The following is a 17501-nucleotide window of genomic DNA, read 5'->3' as shown; positions in this document are numbered from 1 at the left end:
TGCCCGTGAAGGCGCTCTTCAGCCTTTGCGGGTGTGGCTGATTCCGGAGCGTGTTTCTGGCGTTCGGAACTCGATTTCATTTAGATGTGTAGCCGACTGGTCAGAAATTGTGCAAGATGACAGCGTGGGCTGTGAAGCGCTCTTTGCTTCATAGACCGCGATGGCATCTTGCGGGATTTCTAGGAGGCGCAACTCGATTTCGTTAGATGTGGAGCCGACTGTACTTTAAAAAGCCAGATTCATCTTCCGATGATTGCTTTTAAGATCAATTTAAGAACGAAAAGGACTGGGGCCGCTCGATATGAGCGGCCCCAGCGCGATTCTTCTTAGTTTGACCTTGCGCAATCGTCTGCAGCTGAATCTAACTAGTTGAAGTACTTCTTTGCCGGAAGGAGTTCCAATAATTCCATGACAGTTTCGGCTTCGCCTCTACAAATCATTCGAATGCACCACATCACTTACAAATAACGTAGTTACAGGCGAGCTGTGCTAACGCAAGGCTCGAATCAGCCATCTATAAAACATTGCTTAGGACTGCTGGCGAGTTCTAATTAAAAGGGATAACTTTTCAGTGGCAATAAATCCCGGAGGCCAGGTCGTCATTTCCCGGGCCATCGGAGTTTTCCCCTACACTCCACTCAACTTTAGTATCAATATATTTATGACAGGCACCCATCCCCTTTAAAACATTGCTTAGGACTGCTGGCGAGTTCTAATTAAAAGGGATAACTTTTCAGTGGCAATAAATCCCGGAGGCCAGGTCGTCATTTCCCGGGCCATCGGAGTTTTCCCGAGACCCGGCAACGAAGATGAAAGTGCTTTTCTTTCATCTTACGTGGGGAGGCTCGGGGAAAGTCCCCCAGGAAATGGCGGCCAGGGTGGAGGGATTTCCTGTGTCACTCAAAATAAAACAGCCCTCCCTAAACTAAATTTAGAGAAGAGCTGTTTTTAGTTAAATCATTTTTTGTGGCTGTACATAGTCATCAAACTGCTCTTCTGTTAACAATTCCAGATGAAGGGCTGCTTCTTTTAACGTCGTGCCGTTTTCATGTGCATGCTTTGCAATCTTCGCCGCATTCTCATAGCCAATATACGGATTCAATGCCGTTACTAGCATCAATGAATTTTCAACATGACGAGTGATCACGTCTCGATTCGGTTCAATTCCCACTGCACAGTTGTCATTGAAACTGTGGAGAGCGTCTGATAACAAGCGCACGGACTGCAAGAAATTGAAGATGATGACCGGTTTAAAGACATTCAATTGATAATTTCCTTGGCTCGCTGCGAATGAAATCGTCGAATCATTCCCCATCACCTGGGCTACAACCATTGTCAATGCTTCACTTTGCGTCGGGTTCACTTTCCCAGGCATGATCGAACTTCCCGGTTCGTTTGCTGGAATCGTCAACTCTCCGATTCCCGAACGGGGACCACTCGCTAATAAGCGCACATCGTTTGCAATTTTCATTGCGTCTGCTGCCAGACCTTTGATTGCACCATGAACCGCCACAACATCATCATACGATGTTAACGAATGGAACTTATTTGACGCAGATGTAAACTCACTGCCTACAAGCTTCGTGATTTCTTCAGCAACGCGTTCTCCGAATTCTTTTGGCGCATTGATTCCGGTTCCTACTGCTGTTCCACCGATTGCCAACTCACGCATAAACGGAAGAACCGCTTCTATCATATGCTTCGACTTCTCAAGCATCCGCACCCAGCCACTGAACTCTTGACCGAGTGACAATGGTGTCGCATCTTGCAAGTGTGTACGCCCGATCTTCACAATGTCCATATACGCGTTTGATTTTTCTTCTAGCGTCTTATGAAGTGCATCGATGGCCGGCAGAAGTTGTTGCTCGACGGCAAGAACTCCTGCAACGTGAAGTGCCGTTGGGAAGGTATCGTTTGAGCTTTGTGACTTGTTGACGTCATCGTTCGGATGCAAGCGTTCTTCTACTCCTGCTTCCTCTAACAACTGATTTCCACGATTCGCAATCACTTCGTTTACATTCATATTCGTTTGCGTGCCACTACCTGTTTGGAAAACGACGAGTGGAAAATGATCATCCCACTGCCCTGATCGAATTTCTTCAGCTGCCTGGACAATCGCATCTCGTTTTTCTTTTGAGAGGTTGCCAAGTGAAAAACTCACTTCTGCCGCAGCAGATTTGACAGCTGCTTGTGCATAAACGACTTCAAGTGGCATTAAGTCTGTACCGATTTTAAAATTTTGCTTACTGCGTTGTGTTTGGGCTCCCCACAATTTGTCTTGTGGAACTTGAATTTCACCCATTGAATCTTTTTCAATACGATATGTCATCCAAAATCCTCCTAAGTATTTATCGTTTCCATCATACCGTTCAACAAATCGTCAAACAATTAAAGTGACTTAAAAGTCGAATGATGCTACCGGTTGGAGTAAACTGTAAAAGACACATTGAAACTCAAGGAGGAACTTTCGTGAAAACATTAGCGACGTTTGTGACGCGCTTTTATAAATCCATTATTGCATTTTGGGTTATTCTATTGGTCGCCTCTGTGTACTTTGCGATTCAACTGCCAAGTACATTACAAGGGGACGGCTTCCGGACAGATGGCGAACACGAGGACGTCATGGAGACATTGACAGCGGAATTTGATATTCCAAACGAAACGATCCTCATGGTATTTGAAGGGTCCTCAGATGACGTCATCGAAGACGCGTTACGTCAAGTAGACGACTTAGGAGTAGCGGACACTATCGTCTCTCCCCTAGAGGATGAATCTCTTCGCGATGGTGACCTTTCTTACGCGCAGATTCATTTTGATGAAGATGTAGAAGACCTTCCTGCAATCGTCGATGACTTAAAAGACATTGCGAACCAAGAAGAGTCGGTCACGCTTACAGGTGGACCTGTCATCAATAAAGATATCAATACAGCGAGTCAACGTGACTTGGCAAGTGCAGAAGCGATTGGATTACCGATTGCAATTGTTGTTTTATTACTGGCATTTGGTAGCGTCATGGCCTCGTTTGTTCCACTGATCATCGGTGTGATGACAGTCGTGATTTCACTTGGTGTATTAGGTGTTATTGGGAACTCGTTAGACTTATCAATCTTTATCCTCAACATCATACCGATGCTTGGATTAGCGCTTAGTATCGACTTTGCTCTCCTCTTTATTAATCGATATAAAGAAGAGCGCCTGCATTCGTCGATTATCGATTCTGTTCAGACTGCCGTTCGCACGTCAGGACGTTCGATCATATTCTCTGCAATCTGTGTTTTCATCGGTCTAGGTGCGATGCTTGTGATGCGCGTCGATATCTTTATGAATATTGCACTTGGTGGGACACTTGTTGTTACACTGGCTGTTCTTTCTTCTTTAACATTATTACCAGCTTTATTGATGCTCATTGGAGACCGCATTAATAAATGGACGATTTTACGTGTACGCCCTGGTGGCAGCAATCGTTGGCAACAGTTTGCGGCGTTTGTCATGCGTCGCCCGGTTGCACTCATTGTAGTTGCATTCGTGTTGCTCGGTATTGCGATTGTTCCTGTGAAAGACATGAACCTCTCTATTCCACAAGTTGACTCGTTACCTGAGCAGTATGAGTCTCGTCAATCGTATGATTTACTCGATGAACGCTTTGGGTTTGGTGAAGAGTCTACAGTTTACCTACTAGCCGAACGGTCAGATGGCTGGGATTCTGAAGAGGCGCGTCAAGACATCTTTGACTTGCAAGAGTCTCTTCAAGAAGATGAAGCAGTAACGGATGTCGCTACGATATTCACAGCGACCGACATCCCATCACCAGAAGTATTGGAGCAACAACTGCAAGTTCCAGAAGCAGCCGCTGCACTTGAGCCAGCATTTGAAGGCTTCATTCAAGACGATTTATTATTTGTTCCAGTCACACTAGATTACGAAGGGTCTTCTAGCGAGGCGCAACAATGGGTACGTGACTTTGGAGAGCGCGAGTTTGATTACTCTGTATCTATTGGAGGACAACCAAAGTTCAATCAAGAAATCTTTGATGAAATTTCAAGTAAGATCGGCTTACTGCTTGCGATTATTTTAGGGTCAACGTTCATTATTTTAATGATTGCTTTCCGTTCGATTTTAATTCCGTTGAAAGCGATCATCATGAACATCATTGGGCTGGCCGCTACATTCGGTATTCTCGTGTATATCTTCCAGTTTGGTCATTTTGGCTTGCCGGAAACCGAGATTGCACTGATTATTCCGGTCATTGTATTTAGTCTTGTGTTCGGATTAAGTATGGACTATGAAGTGTTCTTGATTTCACGTATCCAGGAAGAATACGTCAAAACGCAAAACAACACAGCGTCGACGATTACGGGACTCGTATCTACGAGTAAAATCATTACGTCCGCAGCACTCATCATGATTGTCATCACAGGTGCATTTGCCTTCACAGATGTCATGCCGGTCAAACAGATCGGAGTTGGAATTGCCATCGCGATTGCTATCGATGCGACAATCATCCGTCTGCTGTTAGTACCGAGCTTGATGAAACTGTTTGGAAAGTGGAACTGGTGGTTGCCATTCCGCAAAGGACCATATAAAGCTGGCGGTCTGCATTAATTCAAATTCGCTCAGAAATGGGCGAATTTTTTCGCTTGACTATATACCCCTACAGGTATAATATAGTCCGGAGAAGGCATCTTCAATTTTTTGTGCTATACTTTTCTGCAATGAAGAGTCTCGGGAGGGTAGAACCATGAACTATGATGCAAAGACCAAAAACCGTATCAAACGCATTGAAGGACAACTACGGGGCATACTTCGTATGATGGAAGAAGAACAGGATTGTAAAGATATTATCACCCAGTTATCTGCCTCTCGATCGGCTATTGACCGAACCATTGGCGTTATTGTCAGTGAGAACCTTGTAGCTTGTGTCCGAAAAGCAGAAGAGGACGGGGAACCGTCAGATGCCTATGTCAAAGAAGCAGTCGAACTTCTCGTTCGAAGTCGGTAACTGCAAAAAAACATATTAAAAGGAGCGTCAACTGATGAAAACAATCACACCACAAGAAGTTGAACAACAATTAAAAGAAGGTAAACAATTAAATTTAATCGATGTTCGTGAAGCAGATGAAGTTGCTGCAGGACACATTAAAGGAATTACACATATTCCACTAGGTGTTTTAGAATTCCGTATGAATGAACTTGATAAAAACAAAGAATACATCATGGTATGTCGTTCAGGCGGCCGTAGTGGTCAAGCAACGATGTTCTTAGATCAGCAAGGGTACAATGTGTCGAACATGACTGGCGGTATGTTAGAGTGGGACGGCGAAACAGAACACGGTAACTAAAAAAAGACCCCGCCGCGGGGTCTTTTTTACTCTTGTTTTTCGATTGTAACCGCTGTACTTTGGCCCGGATAGGACTCCGCTACTTGATTATGTGTAACGCGAACAGTGTCGCCTACTCGAATCATATCTCGCTGATCAATTGTCACGGTAAACCAAATGGCAGGTAGACCAGAATCAACTACCGCCTCTCCTGTCAGCCCCTCTAGTTCTTCATCCGTTCCCGACACGACCAACACGCGCTCATCTTCTAAAGCAATGACTTGCCCTGTAAATTCATTTGGTCCTTCTGTTATTTGTTGTGTTGGATTGTTTGCAAAAAAGGCAAAAACCGCAAACATGATCAGTCCAATGACAACAACGACGCCAACCACGATTCCAACAGCTACTTTTTTTCCATTCATCCCGTTCGCTCCTTAGTCTTTCCGTGTGATCCACTCTGTAATGATAACAAACGAGATGACTACGGCAATGACCAATGCTATAAACCAACTTGGCATACTATCACCCTCTCTTCTTTCTAGTATAGGGGAAGAGACACCCATATGAAAAGGACCAGCATCCATCGCTGGCCCCAATAATTACGCTTTATCAGCTGGTGAATCTGAGCTTCCGAAATCTTCTACGTCTTCAAAGCTATTGTCCATATCTTCACGTTCCGCAGCAGCATCTAAAATCTTCTCTTCGATCGGGCGATGATCCTCTGGCGATTGATCCGCGTGATCAACACATGTCAAAGCAGTAGGTACGATTTCTAAGCGCTCGATAGGTATTTCTTTGCCGCAGACTGCACATGTCCCGTACGTCCCTTCATCCATTGCCTGTAAAGCTACATCAATGGACTCCAACTCTTCTTCCTCATGACGATCAAGTGCTTGCTGAGTATGTTGGTCTGTTAAATCCGTCGCATTGTCTGCAGGGTGATTATCGTAATTTGAAAGCTCTGTAGATTCTAGGTCTTCTTGAGTTTTCTCATGCTCTTCAAGCTCATGTTTGCGTTCGAGCAATTGTTTTTTTAACTTTTCATACTTCATAGTCCTCTTCCTCTCACTCATCAGTTATTAGAAAGAATACCCGAACAGCAATCGCCTAAAACAACTTAGTGCTCATAAATCATTTTTCGTGTCATACCACCATCGATTGTGAAATTTTCCGCAGTAATGAAATCATTGCGCTCATCTAGTAAAAACAAGCACATCCGTGCGATATCTGAAGGTTTTCCGACGCGCCCCGCCAAATGTTGTGCATGATCGACTTCCCGCAACTCTTCATAATCAGCTGTTGCAATCCACCCCGGTGAGATGCTATTCACTCGAATATGATAAGGGCCTAATGTGCGTGCGAGTGCATGTGTCAGTGCTACAATGCCACCTTTCGATGCGGCATAAGCTTCTGTATCTGGTTCAGACATAAATGCTCGAGTAGACGCCATGTTGATAATGACTCCACCTGACTCTTTCATTTCTTTAGCTACAAGTTGACTGCATAAGAACGTGGAGGTCAAATTGGTATTTAGTACTTCATGCCATTCATCTAAGGTGACATCGAAGAAATCTTTGAATTTACTAATCCCTGCATTGTTGATGAGACCATAAGGTGTTCCATGTTCTTTGAAAATAATTGCGAATGTTGCCGTCACTGCTTTTGAATCTTGTAAATCTAAAGTGTAGGCTGTGCTAGTTTCAAGCTCTGCTGTCAGTGTTTGAAGTGCCTTTTCATCGTGGTCGAGTAAGATCGTTTTGTACCCCTCGGCATCTAGAAGCTGGGCAATCCCTTTTCCAATCCCATTTCCTGCGCCTGTCACTACTACTGTCTTCATCTGAACACTCCTCTCAATTCTTACGCATTGCGAACAAATATATTGTATAATAGAACTACATTGTAACCATAAAGGAAGGATTGTACTGACATGCCCATTCCATCAGATATGAGTAAGCCCGTACGTAAAACGGCAAAATTGCATGCCTATCATCAATTGCTAAACTGGATCATTGATGGTACTTTACAACCGGAAGAAAAATTAAATGATATTGAACTAGCTCAAGCATTGGGTGTTAGTCGTACACCCATTCGTGAATCACTTCAGCTTTTAGAGTCACAAGGGTTTGTCACGATGCAGCCAGGTCGTGCCACACAAGTGACACCGGTCCAAAAAGATGACATTAATCATTTATTACCACCTCTTGCCTCTCTTCAAGCATTAGCGACAGAATTAGCTGCACCTCATATGACAGATGAGATTATCGCAGAGCTTGAAGCGACGAATCAACAATTTGCAAATGCTTTGAAAGCTAAAAACTTTACAGAGGCTCTACGAATCGACGAACAGTTCCATCAACTAATTATTGATACGGCGAACAATCCGTATATTTCGCAAATCGTTGAGATGTTACAAGCGCATGTACGTCGTCTTTTCTACTCAGAGAAAATCATTTTACGTGAGTCTTCCATTGAGACACATGCGAAATTGATTGCTTTGTATAAAGCAAAACAAACTGAGGAACTTGCCTCACTTATGACAGACAACTGGCTTTATACACTCGAAGAATTATAAAGTGTAAGACGACATGACAAAAAAACAGTAGGTTCTCTGAGAATTCAATCAAAGGACCTACTGTTTTTTATTGTAATTATGCTGCTGTTCCTACTCGAGAAGACTTAGGCGCACTGACAATCCCTGCTACCACTAAAATGATAAATGGTACGAGCCAACCGAGTCCGATTCCATAGAATGGCAAGATTGTATCATACACGTTCACGATTGATGCTAACCATGAAGGTGCTGCTTCTCCAAAGAAGCCTTTCAGGCCATCGATAATGCTAATCAAGAACGTGAATGCCGTAACTGATACGAACACCCAGCGTTGGTGACCGAATAGAGGCGCTGCAAAAGTTAACAAGATCAATGTGATGGCTAATGGGTAAAGCAATAATAATACTGGAATTGAATACGTGATGATTGATGACAAGCCAAAGTTCGCAAATACGGTTGTCATGATAATAAAGATCACTACAAATACTTTGTAACTGATTTTTGGAAACAATGTATTGAAGTATTCAGCTGTAGCTGTTGTCAAACCAATCGCTGTCGTTAAACAAGCTGCGATGATCACTACCGCTAAGACCGCTAACCCAACTGCTCCGAAATAATAATCAGCTGCCGTACTTAATACCGGCCCCCCATTATCAAATAAACCAAACTGTTCAGTTGTCGTTGCCCCTAAGTAGGCAACTCCTGCATAAATAAGACCTAGGAATAAAACTGCAATTCCGCCTGACTTTGCTGTCACTTTCAGTACACCTTTCGTCGAAGTAACACCTAATCGACGAATAGCTTGAATGACGATAATACCAAAAACAAGTGATGCTAAAGCATCCATTGTATTATACCCTTCAGTAAAACCTGTCATGAAAGCATTTGTTTCATAGCTACCATTTGGCCCTGTGAATGTTCCAATTGGATTGAACAAAGCCGCGGCAATTAATACAAATAGCCCTACAATAATGATAGGTGCTAGGTATTTCCCGACGCGATCAACGATTTTCGTAGGATTTAAAGATAAGAGTAAGGTGATTCCAAAGAACACGATTGTAAATACTAGTAATCCAGTAGAAGCAAACGATTCAGTTACAAACGGTAATACACCAATTTCATATGCTACGGCTCCCGTACGTGGTAAAGCAAAGAATGGTCCGATTGTTAAGTAAAGGGCAACAGTGAATACAATTCCATAAATCGGATGAACCTTACCTGCCAGGTCTTGTAAGCTTCGACTATTTGAAAAGCCCATTGCAAGTATTCCTAAAAATGGTAAACCGATTCCTGTAATTAAGAAACCAAGAACTGCAAAAAATAATGCCGTTCCTGCATTTTGACCAAGGCTAGCTGGGAAAATTAAGTTCCCTGCACCAAAAAAAAGTGCAAATAACATAACGCCAATGACTAATTGATTTGAGAAGGATAAACGTTCGTTCATCAAAATTACCCTCAACTTTCTATTGATATATCTCATATTCGCTCAAGTTTCGATAATACTAGACAATTTGCGAAAAAGCAACCATTTTCAGTCTTTTCATACTTTTCACCATAGCCTTGCAATTTTTTGCATACTTAAAAGGAACCAGAATACTTCCAGTTCCTTTTACAAGTGGGATTTTATCGTTAAGTTGTCACTTGTCGGGTTGCTTGATACCAGTGAATGAACGTTTCAGCTAGTTCGTCTGGTCGTTCATACATGCTCATGTGTGCTGCTCCTCGAATCAAGCTCTCTGTAGCCTTTTTGGATTCTCCAATAAATGTTTTATAGGACGGAACAACTTCATCCGTTTCACCCGCTACAAGTAAGTGGGGAATATCCACTTCATTGATAACTTGCCTACGATCTTTACGATCTCTCATTGCTTTTAGAAAACGTCTTACTTGCTTCTCATCCGTAGCATATCCGATTTTTTTGGTCTCTTCTAAAATTTCAGGGTGACGTGTAGCAAACCCCTCATCAAATAGTTTGGGGATGAGACCGTCAATAAACGACTCTAACCCCTCTTTTTCAATTATCTGTAATCCTTTGTCTCGTCCTTCTTTCGCTTCATCTGAATCTGGGAATGCAGTGGAATGGATCAATACATAACTGTCGAGATCATAAGGGTATTTCTCTGCATAGGCTAATGTTAAATAGCCTCCCAGCGAATGACCGACAAGTGTCATTTTCTTAATACCAATACTCTCTTTCCACATTTTTAATAGTTCCACATAGTCTTCAAGGGAAGAATACTGTACAGTTTTCGATTCCCCGTGCCCCGGTAAGTCTAAATAATAGGCTTTCATATGATTTTTTAATGGGGCCTCCAGAGCACTCCAATACGACCGACTGCCACAAAAACCATGAATGAACACGACAGCTTCACCTGTCCCTACTTCTTTATACGCAATACCCGTGTCACGTTGAAACATGTATGAATCGCCTCCTAGATTTTCGTTTTCTATTTTTTGTATTCCCTATACGGGACAGTTCACACATTAAATTTTCTGAACTTTCTATTTCAAATGACCTATTCTGAGATAGTTGAGTATGGTAGGATAAAAGAAAAACTAGGCAGGTGAGAATGTTGAAATTGGTCGAAATTCGTGGTGTTACGATTGGTCATGGCAAGCCAAAAATTATCGTATCGTTAATTAGTTCTACGCGTGATCGTCTACAAGCTGAAATTGAATACCTTCTTCAGAAAAAACCGGATATTTGGGAATGGCGACTTGATTTCATGGAAACGTTTGAAGAAGCCGAGCTTATTGAAACGCTGTCTCTGATCCGTGAACTCACTTTCCCTTCCCCCCTCCTCGTCACCTATCGAACTGTTCAAGAAGGTGGCCAAGGAAGACTTCGATCCAACGCATATGCAAATCTATTACAGCTGATTGCGAAGAGCCAACTGTGTGACTTAGTAGATGTTGAATTATTTTCAGAAGACAATAAACAGCTTGTCGCTTCCATTCATGCGGAGGGTGTAAAAGTGATCGTCTCAAATCATGATTTCGAAAAAACGCCTCCAAAGGAAGAATTAATCTGGCGTTTACGTGAAATGCAATTCATCAACGGAGATATCGGGAAGCTCGCAGTCATGCCGAAGCGTCCACATGATGTACTATGCCTCTTAGATGCAGCCGATCAAATGAAAACATTGTACGCAGACAGGCCGTTCATTGTAATGTCGATGGGTGACCTCGGTGTAATTTCACGTCTCGGTGGACACCACTATGGATCATCTGCAACGTTTGCAGCAGGCTCCACTCCATCTGCCCCAGGACAATTGCCAGTAGAGCTCATGAAACAACTTTTACTGTAAGACAATTAGTAAGCCCTCCACTTTGGGCTTATTTTTTTTGAAACTTTTTGTTTCGTAAACCGTAAAACACCTATGGAAGGAGTGAACGTGATGACACTCGTCATTGAAAATGTAACGAAGACCTATCAAAATTTCACAGCGGTCGATGCACTGAGCTTTACCATTCCAAAAGGAGAATCGTTTGGATTGATTGGACAAAATGGTGCAGGGAAAACGACGACGTTTCGTATGATACTGGATCTTCAAGAAACTACAAAAGGGACAATCAGTTGGGATGGGCACCCTATGAACTCCGTCGACCGTGACCTACTTGGCTATTTACCGGAAGAACGCGGCATCTTCCCCACAATGCCTGTCGAGGAACAACTTTATTTCTTTGGAGAGTTGCGCGGGCAAAAGCGGAAAGACTTGAAGAAAGAAGTGGACTACTGGATTGAACGCTTTGATTTAGAAGACAAACGTAAAGAAAAGGCTGAAAAGCTATCAAAAGGAAATCAACAAAAAGTTCAGTTGATAGCGAGCTTTATCCACAAACCTGCATTCTTGATTTTGGATGAGCCGTTCAGTGGTCTCGACCCGGTAAACAAAGATTTACTGAAAGAAGCAATTCTTCATTTAAAAGAACAAGGCACAACTATTCTGTTTTCTAGTCATCAGATGGACCATGTCGAAGAACTGTGTGACCATTTGTGTTTATTAAAGCGCGGGCAATCTTTGTTTTCAGGAAGCTTGCTGGATTTAAAGAAAAGCTACGGCAAAATCAAACTTGCGATTCGTTCGGACCATTCGCTTGAGCAATTGCTGGCTCTTGATGGAGTGGCATCAGGAGTGCAGAAAAAAGACCATGTCCTGTTGACTTTGCGTGACGAATCCTACGCGCAGTCTATCTTTGATTTTGTTTCTGCCGGGAACTATATCGAACGTTTCAGTCTTGATTACTTGTCCCTTGATGAAATCTTTAAACTGAAAGTAGGTGAACCAAGTGGCGAAGTTTTGGCTGCTCGTGAAACAACTCTATAAACAAAAAGTAAAAGCAAAATCGTTCATCTTCACGATTGCGCTCTACGCGATTGTTCTAGCAGGCGTCCTGTTTTGGAATGATATCAGTGAGTTTTTGTTCAGTGATGAACCGATGCAGGTGACCATTGTGGATGAGACAGCTTCTGGTGCTGGGGAATTGATACAATCGACTGAAGATATGGAAGTGCTACAGTCGACTGGCTCGTTAGAAGATGCAAAAGAAGCATTGGTCGATGAACAAGTGGATGCGGTGATTTCTCTTCAGGATCAAGAGAATCAGCTCGCGGCTACAATCTTCACGAACGAACCGTTATCTTTTACAACACAAACAACACTCTCTGCACAGCTTGATTATGCTGGGAAGCTCTATGCAGTTCAGCAAATGAACTTAACACCTGAACAAGCGGAGCAAGTGCTCAGTGCTCAACCATTTGTCGCGTATGAATTAGTGAACGAAGAAGCGACGAGCGGAAAAAGTGAATCCGAAAAAGCAGCTGGCATTGGTGTTTCTTATCTAGTTGGATTTTTGATTTATTTCTTCGTCATGACGTTCTTATCAATGATCACTTCAGATGTTGCATCTGAAAAAGGATCGCGCGTTCTTGAAGTATTGCTTGCAACAATCAAACCGACGACACACTTCCTTGCGAAGCTTGTCGGAACATTGCTCGTCGCTTTAACGCAACTGGCAGCTGTCGCTCTTATTGCGGTGTTATTACTTCTAGTAGCAGATGGTGGATCACGATTAGAGATTGTGCAAGATATTTTAGGGGACTTGTCAGGTGCGTACCTGCTATATACAGTTGCCTTTTTATTGATGACACTGATGTTCTATTTGATTTTCGGAGCTCTACTTGGTTCTCTCGTTTCAAAAGTAGAAGAAGCGAGCCAAGCACTCGTTCCTGCGATGATGATGGCACTAAGTGGCTTCTACGTATTGATTACAGGTTCATTTAATCCAGACACGATGCTCATAAAAGTGTTCTCGTATCTACCGTTTTCATCCGGTATGGTCATGCCCCTTCGTATCGGAGCAACAGACATGCCAGTATGGGAAGCGGGCCTATCTTTCTTGATTCTCACTGGAACCGTGGTAGGATTGTTCTTCTTCACCATGCATTTCTATAAACGAAGCGTTTTAACCTATACAACAGGCGGAATCTTGTCGAAATTTAGAGCCGTCTTCAAAACTACTACTTAGAACGGGCCTTGTGCCTGTTCTTTTTTTTGCCGTGCTCCGTATACTAGCTACGAGGAGGAGTTCGATGTGTGGATTTGCGGGTAGTGTGAACTTTACCACACCACCCCTTGCTACTATAATACGACTGAGGGCACAAAGCGAAGTTTCCAGGGCACAATAGGCCTCCACCAGGGCATAATAAAACGGAATCAGGGCATAAACAAAACCGTTGGCGACCCTAGTACTTGCTAGAATACAAAAACCCCGACCAAATTTGGTCGGGGTTTCTACTTAGGATGCACGCGCGCGAATCCAGCGTTCCACAAATTCCGCAACGAGCGGAATCATGGACTCATCTGGGTTCAACTTCGCATGATGGAGGCCTGCTTCGGACTGAACACCTGCCCAAAACAAGAGGCCTGGGATATCTTCAATGAAGTAGCCAAAGTCCTCTCCTGTCATCGCTTCTTTAGACAACAAGAAATCGACAGTCGCATCCTGCTGTGCAAACTGAATAAATTGACCAGCCAGCACTTCATGATTATAGACTTGGTGATACGCTGATCCATAGTCAATCGTGATACGGCAATCAAATGACTGCTCGATTCCGCGTGCAAGTGCCTCGATACGTGACTTGATCTGCTTCATCACTTCCGCATCAAACGTGCGTATCGTCCCTTCGAGTCGAGCATGTCCAGAAATGATGTTCTGCACAGTTCCTGACATCATTTTACCGATCGTCACTACGCTTGGCTCCAAAGGATTGATAGACCTGCTGACAATCGATTGTAGCTGCACAAGAAGATGGGCGACTGCAACCGACATGTCTGCTGTCCGGTGCGGAAACGCGGCGTGACCTTCTGTTCCGTACAAGTCGATATACAATTCCGACGTGTTCGCAAACAAAATACCAGGTTTCGTCGCCACTGTACCGACCGGAAGTTCCGGTGCGATGTGCAGGGCATAAAACTCGTCCGGTTCAAGTTCCGGCTTTTCCGTACGCACCCACTCAAGCATTGGTAACGCGCCACCCGGAGATTCTTCAGCAGGTTGGAAATACACAAGAACGTCATCACGCGCTGGTTTTTCCGCTAGTGCCTTCACTAAATGCAAAGCGACCGTCATATGAATATCGTGACCGCAGGCATGCATGAATCCCGGATGTTGACTCGCAAATTCGAGACCCGTCTGCTCAGCGATTGGTAGTCCATCGATGTCGGTACGCCACGCAATTGTTTTAGTAGGAGCTGTTCCGTTGATTTTTACAACTAGACCCGTTCTCCAGTGAAAAACTTCAAGTGCGTCTTGTGGAAATGTCGCAAGCGTCTCTTCAATCAACTGCTTCGTTTTGACTTCTTCAAATCCACGCTCCGGAATCTGGTGAAATTTGCGGCGTAACTGAATCAGTTCATGTGTCATTTACAGTTGACGAAGCTCTTGCATGATTTCTGTTTTTGAACGTGTCTTGTCATCGATTTCTTTAATAACGCGTGCTGGAGTTCCACCAACCACTGTATATTCTGGAACATCTTTCGTTACGACTGCTCCTGCAGCAACGACAGACCCTTTTCCAATACGAACGCCTTCAAGCACTACTGCATTAGCACCGATGAGAACATCGTCTTCCACGATTACAGGTGTTGCGGATGGTGGCTCGATTACGCCAGCAAGGACTGCTCCTGCACCAATATGACAGTTCTTCCCGACTGTTGCACGGCCGCCTAAAATAGCGCCCATGTCGATCATCGTTCCGTCGTCGATTGATGCACCAATGTTGATGACAGCGCCCATCATGATGATACAGTTGTTGCCGATGTGTACTTGATCACGAATAAAGGCACCTGGTTCGATACGTGAGTTGATGTTTTTTAAGTCAAGAAGCGGAATCGCAGAGTTGCGGCTCTCGTTTTCGATGACGATATCTGTGATTTGCGCTTTTGCAGTGTCTAGAGCTGGCTCAATTTCTGCCCACTCACCGAAAAGGATGACCGAGTTGCCTTGACCGAATACTTTTGTATTGTCACCAAATGAAAGTTTGTCGAGATCATTCCCGTTTACATAGACTTTCACTTGTGTCGATTTTTTAGCGTGTTGAATGTACGAAATAATTTCATGTGCATCTAATTGCTTCATTACACTACCTCCCTAAAGTAATACTATCTATTGTACAAGAATAATCTTAATAGTACACGTATTTTTATACAAGTCGAGCAAAGTCATTTACATTTCTTCGTTTTGTATGTATGATTTAAATACTATAATTCATACAAGAATGGTGGGTTTTAAATGAAAACTATTCCAAAACCTCTTGTCACTCTCAATCAATGGATCATCGTGCTAGCTGTCGTGGCAGCACTCAGTATACAGTCTATTTGGCCACTGCTCATTCCATTCCTCGCAAATGGAATCAGTCTTGCAACAGGCTTCCACCCAATTTTAGCACCGGCAAAGAAATTGTTAAAAAACCCTTTGTCTTCGTATGTACAAGAAGATGTTGGGCAACTTCGCTTTAACCAATTTATGGCTGTCGCGTTTCTAGGAACTGCGATTGCTGGGGGACTTGCTGGTAGCACTGTTATTTTCGTTGCAGCGAGCATTATGGTCGGGTTAGCTGCTGCCATCGCACTCGCTGGTTTCTGTGTCGGATGCTTTATTCGTTTTCAGTACCAACAGTGGAAATATCGTCGGAGTGTCTCATCTTAAGTAGCATGAACTGTTGACCGAATGGGGTCAGCAGTTTTTTTGTGGGAACTTTTATGTAGAGTCCTATACAGAGAATGGTGTTGAATACGTGCAGTGACAGTAAAAACCCGGCTCCTAGTAAGAGCCGGGCTTCATTCTTTATTCTTCTTCAGGCTCCTCTTCTTCTTTCTTCCCTTTACGGAATGAAATTCGTCTAAACAAGAAAAAACCGATTAACCCAAGAACGACAAACGAAAAAACTGAACCGATGGACTCAGTCGTTAATGAACTTTCGCGAACAGCTTCTCCCGTAAACTCAACTGTTCGTTCTCCGACTATATAGACACCTGGAGATTCTTCTACCGCAATCTTCTCTGCAGGATCGACTCCGGGAATCTCATAGTACGGCGTTCCTACTTCATACGCATTGGAGAAATTCCCGCTGTAGAACTCAACTCGGTCTCCGTACTCGGTGACTTCACCGATTTGTTTTCCGACCTCATCCACAGTTTCACTTGATAATTCATAGACATGATCTTCATAGACGACAAAGAAACTTGCAAAGTTTGCAAATGCTTGAATCGGCAGTAGTAGCCACCCAACAATCAAGATGGACACGACTAGTTTTTTCATTCGCTCAAATCCACGTTGTGATAGACTTGGCGAACATCTTCAAGATCTTCGATTGCGTCGATCATTTTTTCAAATTGTGCTTGGTCTTCTGCGCTTAATTGAATGTCATTTTGTGCAAGCATTGTTAATTCTGCAACTGAGAATTCCGAAACACCCGCCCCGCGGAAAGCTTCTTGTACAGCATGGAACTGGTCTGGTTCTGCATAGACAATAACCGCTTCCTCTTCGCCTAAAATATCACGTGCATCCACATCTGCTTCCATCAACAATTCCAATACGTCATCTTCTGTTTTTCCTTCAACACCAATAACAGCTGTTGCATCAAACATATACGATACCGAACCGCTGACACCCATGTTCCCGCCGTTTTTCCCGAATGCTGCGCGCACGTCTGAAGCTGTGCGATTCACATTGTTTGTCAGTGCGTCGACAATGACCATTGAGCCACCAGGACCGAATCCTTCGTAACGAAGCTCGTCGTAACTTTCTTCTCCGCCACCTTTTGCTTTTTCAATCGCTTTATCGATGATGTGCTTCGGTACACTGTACGTTTTAGCACGCTCAAGTACAACTTTCAATGCTTGGTTAGAAACTGGATCCGGCTCACCTTGACGAGCAGCCACGTAGATTTCACGACCAAATTTAGCATAAATTCGGCTTGTATTGGCGTCTTTTGAAGCCTTCTTTTCTTTAATATTATTCCATTTACGTCCCATAAATTGTCACTCTCTTTCTATTCAGTCGCCTCCCATTATACACGAATTCACAGCATGCTTCTAGTTCCAGGAAATCGCATCAAAATGCACGTT

The 17501-nt window shown here is 43.5% G+C and carries 18 protein-coding genes; 8 read left to right on the top strand and 10 right to left on the bottom strand.

Features of this window, described 5'->3' with window-relative positions; translation table 11 throughout:
- Positions 1-952: 952 nt before the first annotated feature.
- Positions 953-2329, bottom strand: a complete 1377-nt coding sequence (fumC, locus tag ACF3OH_RS02995; RefSeq protein ID WP_392455754.1) for a class II fumarate hydratase — start codon at positions 2327-2329, stop codon at positions 953-955.
- Between the two features lie 140 nt (positions 2330-2469).
- On the opposite strand from fumC, the gene ACF3OH_RS02990 reads away from it, so the two are divergent.
- From ACF3OH_RS02990 to ACF3OH_RS02980, 3 genes are all read left to right on the top strand, one after another.
- On the top strand, positions 2470-4602 hold the full coding sequence (locus ACF3OH_RS02990; protein ID WP_392455753.1) for an MMPL family transporter: 2133 nt from the start codon (positions 2470-2472) through the stop codon (positions 4600-4602).
- 136 nt (positions 4603-4738) lie between these two features.
- Complete coding sequence (locus tag ACF3OH_RS02985; RefSeq protein ID WP_204590090.1) at positions 4739-4999, top strand: metal-sensitive transcriptional regulator; 261 nt, start codon at positions 4739-4741, stop codon at positions 4997-4999.
- A gap of 34 nt (positions 5000-5033) precedes the next feature.
- A complete protein-coding gene (locus ACF3OH_RS02980) occupies positions 5034-5339 on the top strand; it encodes a rhodanese-like domain-containing protein (RefSeq protein ID WP_204590091.1) in 306 nt (101 codons plus the stop codon).
- A 26-nt stretch (positions 5340-5365) separates the two neighbouring features.
- On the opposite strand, the gene ACF3OH_RS02975 is transcribed toward ACF3OH_RS02980, so the two are convergent.
- From ACF3OH_RS02975 to ACF3OH_RS02965, 3 genes are all read right to left on the bottom strand, one after another.
- Positions 5366-5740 (bottom strand): DUF3221 domain-containing protein, encoded by a 375-nt coding sequence (locus tag ACF3OH_RS02975; RefSeq protein WP_204590092.1) that lies wholly within the window; start codon positions 5738-5740, stop codon positions 5366-5368.
- A 177-nt stretch (positions 5741-5917) separates the two neighbouring features.
- A complete protein-coding gene (locus ACF3OH_RS02970; RefSeq protein ID WP_392455752.1) occupies positions 5918-6370 on the bottom strand; it encodes a TraR/DksA C4-type zinc finger protein in 453 nt (150 codons plus the stop codon).
- A gap of 65 nt (positions 6371-6435) precedes the next feature.
- Complete coding sequence (locus ACF3OH_RS02965) at positions 6436-7155, bottom strand: SDR family NAD(P)-dependent oxidoreductase (RefSeq protein WP_204590095.1); 720 nt, start codon at positions 7153-7155, stop codon at positions 6436-6438.
- A gap of 90 nt (positions 7156-7245) precedes the next feature.
- Here ACF3OH_RS02965 and ACF3OH_RS02960 point away from each other — a divergent pair, with 90 nt between their 5' ends.
- On the top strand, positions 7246-7890 hold the full coding sequence (locus ACF3OH_RS02960) for a GntR family transcriptional regulator (protein ID WP_204590096.1): 645 nt from the start codon (positions 7246-7248) through the stop codon (positions 7888-7890).
- Positions 7891-7966: 76 nt separating this feature from the next.
- Here ACF3OH_RS02960 and brnQ read toward each other — a convergent pair whose 3' ends face one another.
- Together brnQ and ACF3OH_RS02950 are read right to left on the bottom strand one after the other, a co-directional pair.
- The gene (gene brnQ, locus ACF3OH_RS02955; protein ID WP_392455750.1) at positions 7967-9313 is read right to left on the bottom strand and encodes a branched-chain amino acid transport system II carrier protein; all 1347 of its coding nucleotides are present in this window, start codon (positions 9311-9313) and stop codon (positions 7967-7969) included.
- 185 nt (positions 9314-9498) lie between these two features.
- The gene (locus ACF3OH_RS02950; RefSeq protein WP_392455749.1) at positions 9499-10287 is read right to left on the bottom strand and encodes an alpha/beta fold hydrolase; all 789 of its coding nucleotides are present in this window, start codon (positions 10285-10287) and stop codon (positions 9499-9501) included.
- A 152-nt stretch (positions 10288-10439) separates the two neighbouring features.
- Between ACF3OH_RS02950 and aroD the strand changes: the two genes are divergently transcribed.
- The 3 genes from aroD to ACF3OH_RS02935 all read left to right on the top strand — a co-directional run bounded on the left by aroD (position 10440) and on the right by ACF3OH_RS02935 (position 13398).
- Complete coding sequence (gene aroD / locus ACF3OH_RS02945) at positions 10440-11177, top strand: type I 3-dehydroquinate dehydratase (protein WP_392455747.1); 738 nt, start codon at positions 10440-10442, stop codon at positions 11175-11177.
- 90 nt (positions 11178-11267) lie between these two features.
- Positions 11268-12197, top strand: a complete 930-nt coding sequence (locus tag ACF3OH_RS02940) for an ABC transporter ATP-binding protein (protein ID WP_392455745.1) — start codon at positions 11268-11270, stop codon at positions 12195-12197.
- A complete protein-coding gene (locus ACF3OH_RS02935; RefSeq protein WP_392455744.1) occupies positions 12160-13398 on the top strand; it encodes an ABC transporter permease in 1239 nt (412 codons plus the stop codon). Before ACF3OH_RS02940 ends, ACF3OH_RS02935 begins: the two co-directional genes overlap by 38 nt.
- A gap of 270 nt (positions 13399-13668) precedes the next feature.
- Here ACF3OH_RS02935 and ACF3OH_RS02930 read toward each other — a convergent pair whose 3' ends face one another.
- Positions 13669-14796 carry an N-acetyldiaminopimelate deacetylase gene (locus ACF3OH_RS02930; protein ID WP_392455743.1) on the bottom strand — a complete coding sequence of 376 codons (1128 nt, stop codon included), beginning with the start codon at positions 14794-14796 and terminating at the stop codon, positions 13669-13671.
- Positions 14797-15510, bottom strand: a complete 714-nt coding sequence (dapD, locus tag ACF3OH_RS02925) for a 2,3,4,5-tetrahydropyridine-2,6-dicarboxylate N-acetyltransferase (RefSeq protein ID WP_392455741.1) — start codon at positions 15508-15510, stop codon at positions 14797-14799. It abuts the gene before it with no gap.
- 153 nt (positions 15511-15663) lie between these two features.
- On the opposite strand from dapD, the gene ACF3OH_RS02920 reads away from it, so the two are divergent.
- Positions 15664-16080 carry a DUF4395 domain-containing protein gene (locus tag ACF3OH_RS02920; RefSeq protein WP_204590104.1) on the top strand — a complete coding sequence of 139 codons (417 nt, stop codon included), beginning with the start codon at positions 15664-15666 and terminating at the stop codon, positions 16078-16080.
- A gap of 138 nt (positions 16081-16218) precedes the next feature.
- Here the strand turns inward: ACF3OH_RS02920 and ACF3OH_RS02915 are convergent, their stop codons facing one another.
- Together ACF3OH_RS02915 and ACF3OH_RS02910 are read right to left on the bottom strand one after the other, a co-directional pair.
- Positions 16219-16692 carry a hypothetical protein gene (locus ACF3OH_RS02915; protein ID WP_392455740.1) on the bottom strand — a complete coding sequence of 158 codons (474 nt, stop codon included), beginning with the start codon at positions 16690-16692 and terminating at the stop codon, positions 16219-16221.
- Positions 16689-17408 (bottom strand): YebC/PmpR family DNA-binding transcriptional regulator, encoded by a 720-nt coding sequence (locus tag ACF3OH_RS02910; protein ID WP_392455739.1) that lies wholly within the window; start codon positions 17406-17408, stop codon positions 16689-16691. Before ACF3OH_RS02910 ends, ACF3OH_RS02915 begins: the two co-directional genes overlap by 4 nt.
- Positions 17409-17501 lie beyond the last annotated feature (93 nt).

This window comes from Chryseomicrobium aureum, from assembly GCF_043182735.1.
Taxonomy (GTDB): domain Bacteria; phylum Bacillota; class Bacilli; order Bacillales_A; family Planococcaceae; genus Chryseomicrobium; species Chryseomicrobium aureum.
Note: the sequence above shows the minus strand (reverse complement) of the source record. Positions and strands in the feature narration are given on the sequence as shown.

Excerpts from the sequence above, each read along its gene's own strand:
- fumC (WP_392455754.1), bottom strand. The coding sequence starts at position 2,329 with ATGACATATCGTATTGAAAAAGATTCAATGGGTGAAATTCAAGTTCCA.
- ACF3OH_RS02985 (WP_204590090.1), top strand. The coding sequence starts at position 4,739 with ATGAACTATGATGCAAAGACCAAAAACCGTATCAAACGCATTGAAGGA.
- ACF3OH_RS02980 (WP_204590091.1), top strand. The coding sequence starts at position 5,034 with ATGAAAACAATCACACCACAAGAAGTTGAACAACAATTAAAAGAAGGT.
- ACF3OH_RS02975 (WP_204590092.1), bottom strand. The coding sequence starts at position 5,740 with ATGAATGGAAAAAAAGTAGCTGTTGGAATCGTGGTTGGCGTCGTTGTT.
- ACF3OH_RS02970 (WP_392455752.1), bottom strand. The coding sequence starts at position 6,370 with ATGAAGTATGAAAAGTTAAAAAAACAATTGCTCGAACGCAAACATGAG.
- ACF3OH_RS02965 (WP_204590095.1), bottom strand. The coding sequence starts at position 7,155 with ATGAAGACAGTAGTAGTGACAGGCGCAGGAAATGGGATTGGAAAAGGG.
- ACF3OH_RS02960 (WP_204590096.1), top strand. The coding sequence starts at position 7,246 with ATGCCCATTCCATCAGATATGAGTAAGCCCGTACGTAAAACGGCAAAA.
- brnQ (WP_392455750.1), bottom strand. The coding sequence starts at position 9,313 with ATGAACGAACGTTTATCCTTCTCAAATCAATTAGTCATTGGCGTTATG.
- ACF3OH_RS02950 (WP_392455749.1), bottom strand. The coding sequence starts at position 10,287 with ATGTTTCAACGTGACACGGGTATTGCGTATAAAGAAGTAGGGACAGGT.
- aroD (WP_392455747.1), top strand. The coding sequence starts at position 10,440 with ATGTTGAAATTGGTCGAAATTCGTGGTGTTACGATTGGTCATGGCAAG.
- ACF3OH_RS02940 (WP_392455745.1), top strand. The coding sequence starts at position 11,268 with ATGACACTCGTCATTGAAAATGTAACGAAGACCTATCAAAATTTCACA.
- ACF3OH_RS02930 (WP_392455743.1), bottom strand. The coding sequence starts at position 14,796 with ATGACACATGAACTGATTCAGTTACGCCGCAAATTTCACCAGATTCCG.
- dapD (WP_392455741.1), bottom strand. The coding sequence starts at position 15,510 with ATGAAGCAATTAGATGCACATGAAATTATTTCGTACATTCAACACGCT.
- ACF3OH_RS02920 (WP_204590104.1), top strand. The coding sequence starts at position 15,664 with ATGAAAACTATTCCAAAACCTCTTGTCACTCTCAATCAATGGATCATC.
- ACF3OH_RS02915 (WP_392455740.1), bottom strand. The coding sequence starts at position 16,692 with ATGAAAAAACTAGTCGTGTCCATCTTGATTGTTGGGTGGCTACTACTG.
- ACF3OH_RS02910 (WP_392455739.1), bottom strand. The coding sequence starts at position 17,408 with ATGGGACGTAAATGGAATAATATTAAAGAAAAGAAGGCTTCAAAAGAC.